The sequence below is a fragment of the Bartonella sp. AP150HLJHH genome (genome assembly GCF_042196385.1).
Taxonomy (GTDB): Bacteria; Pseudomonadota; Alphaproteobacteria; order Rhizobiales; family Rhizobiaceae; genus Bartonella.
Map to the genome: position 1 here is coordinate 1 of NZ_JBHIQC010000070.1, position 2800 is coordinate 2800.

Below are 2800 nucleotides of genomic sequence, written 5' to 3' on the forward strand. Positions count from 1 at the left end.
GCCCCTGCTCCCTGATTAGGGATAACTTTTGTTTGAAAGCCTGCCTGTTTAAGAGCGCTCTCAAAACTCACATTGTGTACACGGTCTCTTGTTGCACCATCATGGGGGAGAACCATCAATGCCTTCTCATAGCCATTCTGACGTAACCAGCCTATGTGCTCGGATAATGGCTGTCCCTGTGCTTCGTAATAATTAAGCACTCTAATTTCTCGCCCCACAAACTGTGCTATCCATATCGCCGTGGCATCTGCCTTGGCGCCTGTCCCCCCAATATCCCAAAAAGCACGTATTTGCATTAAAGGGTCACGAGCAACACGCCCTATCCGCCCCTCCTGCTCGGCTGCCAACATCTCTTTCTGATAATAAGCGCCTTGAACCGCTGTAAGATAAGCCCCTTCCCAGATATGCTTATAGGTCTCTGGACGGTTTCTCAGATCATCAAGCCGCGCTTCATTCAAGATCTTGGGAAACTTCGGATTGTCTGACCAGTTGATCTCAACACGCTTGATTGCCTCATTGTCTGAAAAGCGAAACCGCTTCTCAACGGGGGCATTCTCTCGCAACGGGTTCCATGTCACCCATAATTCTGCCCGCCATCCCTCTCCTTCTTCTCGCAAAGTCGGTATAAGCGTTTGCCAAGCCGTCTCTGTAACGGGCTCTGCCTCATCAACCCAACAAAGCAAAATACGCCCCATAGACTTGATACTGGCTATATTGCGGTCCAGACCAGAAAACTGAAAGGCTATACGACCATCTATCGACTTAATCGACGACTCCCCAACCTTGTAATAGTCCTTTAAAAAGTCGTGCGCTTCAATGACGCGTTTAATCTCCTCCAATGAACTTTCTGCCAAAGAATTCTGAAACTGACGTGCACAAAGTATAGTGCCCGATATCCCTTGCATACCAAATTGATAGCCTTTTAAAGCAGCCATCAAGGCAAATGATCTTGTCTTTCCAGACCCTCGTCCACCCCAAGCAGCACGCACCAAAGCCTTATCTGTAAAAATCGGTATAAGCTTTGGAACAATATTAATCTGTCGTGTCGTCATTGACCAAAGGCGCGATTTCTACACGCGTTATCACCTTAATGGCTCCCCCATCTTCACCTGTTACCTGTAAAGGCAACACCTTACCAAGCAACGCTAAATAAGCAGCGGGGCATTCCATAGCCTGCTTTTCCAAATAAGAAATCAAACCATCATTGCCAATTTTATTCCCAGCATTCTCAGCAGCCTTAACCACTGCTTCTTTTAAAATGCGCGTCACTTTATTTGGAACGCCTTTGACACGCCCTTGACCTGCCTTTGGTGGTATACGCTTTTTAATGGGTTGTGGAGCCTGCTGTGTATTTTCTGATGTCATAAAATACGCCCTCCAGATAATAAAAAACCCCGCATTTGCGGGGATTCAAAACTGCACTGTCCCTCGTTTAGATACAATACAACCAAGTACAGTGCTGTCATTAAATACGATTTGCTACACTTTGTCAACACTAAAATAACACATATTGATAATTTCAAAGGGAATCAGTTAAACAGCACTTATGAATAATTAAGGGTTCAAAATGATGAAATCATTATCCATAACACGCATCATAACATTTATAGCTTTCTTTTCTATATCAGCGCTACCTGCATCAGCGTCATTTGGATTTATAGACAAATTGACGCGTATGTTTACAAGTGTAGATACTATAGAGAAGTATAATCAACTTTACAATAAATACGTAAGTGAATCATATATTGGCTCTATGCATTCTGAAAAGGTACGCAAAGCAGAAGAACTTTCACTCAGAAATGGCGGAGAATATTCATTTTTTAACAAGGAAGATATATTGTATCGTCACATATCAGTTGTTGGTTGTGCATCCCTTATGAGTTTATTGCGGGGTGATTATAATAAGGAGATGTCGCAAATGGATCTACCCAATGTAATAAAGCGTTTACGCGATGAATATGATTGGAGTGAAAGCGATTTTATGTGGGCATACGACGTGGTCAATGATAACGAGGATCCAATGATTTATTATGCAAAAAAATTTATGACGGCTATAGATAAGCGTTACGATTTCAGAAAAGAACAAGTAGATAACATAGTATCTCACGTGAAAACAAATGATCATAAATGGTTAAAGGAACTCAGTGAACATTGCGGAAACTTACGAAGGATATACTATATAATGCAACCGTAATAGAGCTTGTCATTTACGATCAAAATGTTTCTGAAGCACATTAAGAGCAACGCGCAGTGAATTCACAAGGTGGGGTAGCATTTGATCTTCTATAACGAGGTACTGTAGCGCAGCGTGAAGATTGTACTGTCTATAAAGGCATTGTGCTTCTTTTAGTGCCTCTTGCGTGTTTATAAACTGCTCTGTTGCAAATTCTACCCATTTATCTCTTGCCTTATCATCAGATGATGATGGCATTTCGTCATAAATTGCATTAGGCAAGCCTTTTGCACAAAGGTAATTATTCCTTATCTGTAAATACTGTTGCGCGGCGTCGTATTGCTCTTGAGTAATCACGCCTTGCAAGCAAAGCCGCCCGATATAGGTACCAGAAAGTGGATTTTTTGCCTCTTGTAGCGTTAAACCAAAGCACTTTGCACGCATTTCTATTGCCAATTTATCAACGGCTTCACGCGGTGCTTTTGCACGTGATATACGTCCGTTTGGTTCTCTTACCTGCCCTGCTATTTTAGGGCGTCCCCTTTTTTTATTTTTTTTCACTTATGTCCTCAGATGTCTGTTTAATATCTTGCCAAATTCTCTCTGATCTTGACCATGAAATTCGAT

4 protein-coding genes are annotated in these 2800 nt (G+C 42.1%); 1 reads left to right on the forward strand and 3 read right to left on the reverse strand.

Annotated features, from left to right (window positions below):
* Window positions 1–1052 (reverse strand): PBSX family phage terminase large subunit (locus ACFING_RS09515; RefSeq protein ID WP_375630703.1); only part of this gene is annotated, 1052 nt, incomplete at its 3' end.
* Window positions 1033–1365: a hypothetical protein gene (locus ACFING_RS09520; protein WP_375630705.1), complete on the reverse strand. Its 333-nt coding sequence runs from the start codon at window positions 1363–1365 to the stop codon at window positions 1033–1035. The genes ACFING_RS09520 and ACFING_RS09515, both read right to left, overlap by 20 nt.
* Window positions 1366–1567: 202 nt before the next feature.
* Here ACFING_RS09520 and ACFING_RS09525 point away from each other — a divergent pair, with 202 nt between their 5' ends.
* Window positions 1568–2194, forward strand: coding sequence for a hypothetical protein (locus tag ACFING_RS09525; protein ID WP_375630707.1), 627 nt, complete (start codon window positions 1568–1570; stop codon window positions 2192–2194).
* A gap of 9 nt (window positions 2195–2203) precedes the next feature.
* Here the strand turns inward: ACFING_RS09525 and ACFING_RS09530 are convergent, their stop codons facing one another.
* Window positions 2204–2734, reverse strand: coding sequence for a hypothetical protein (locus ACFING_RS09530; RefSeq protein ID WP_375630709.1), 531 nt, complete (start codon window positions 2732–2734; stop codon window positions 2204–2206).
* Between the last annotated feature and the right edge of the window lie 66 nt (window positions 2735–2800).

Excerpts from the sequence above, each read along its gene's own strand:
- ACFING_RS09520 (WP_375630705.1), bottom strand. The coding sequence starts at position 1,365 with ATGACATCAGAAAATACACAGCAGGCTCCACAACCCATTAAAAAGCGT.
- ACFING_RS09525 (WP_375630707.1), top strand. The coding sequence starts at position 1,568 with ATGATGAAATCATTATCCATAACACGCATCATAACATTTATAGCTTTC.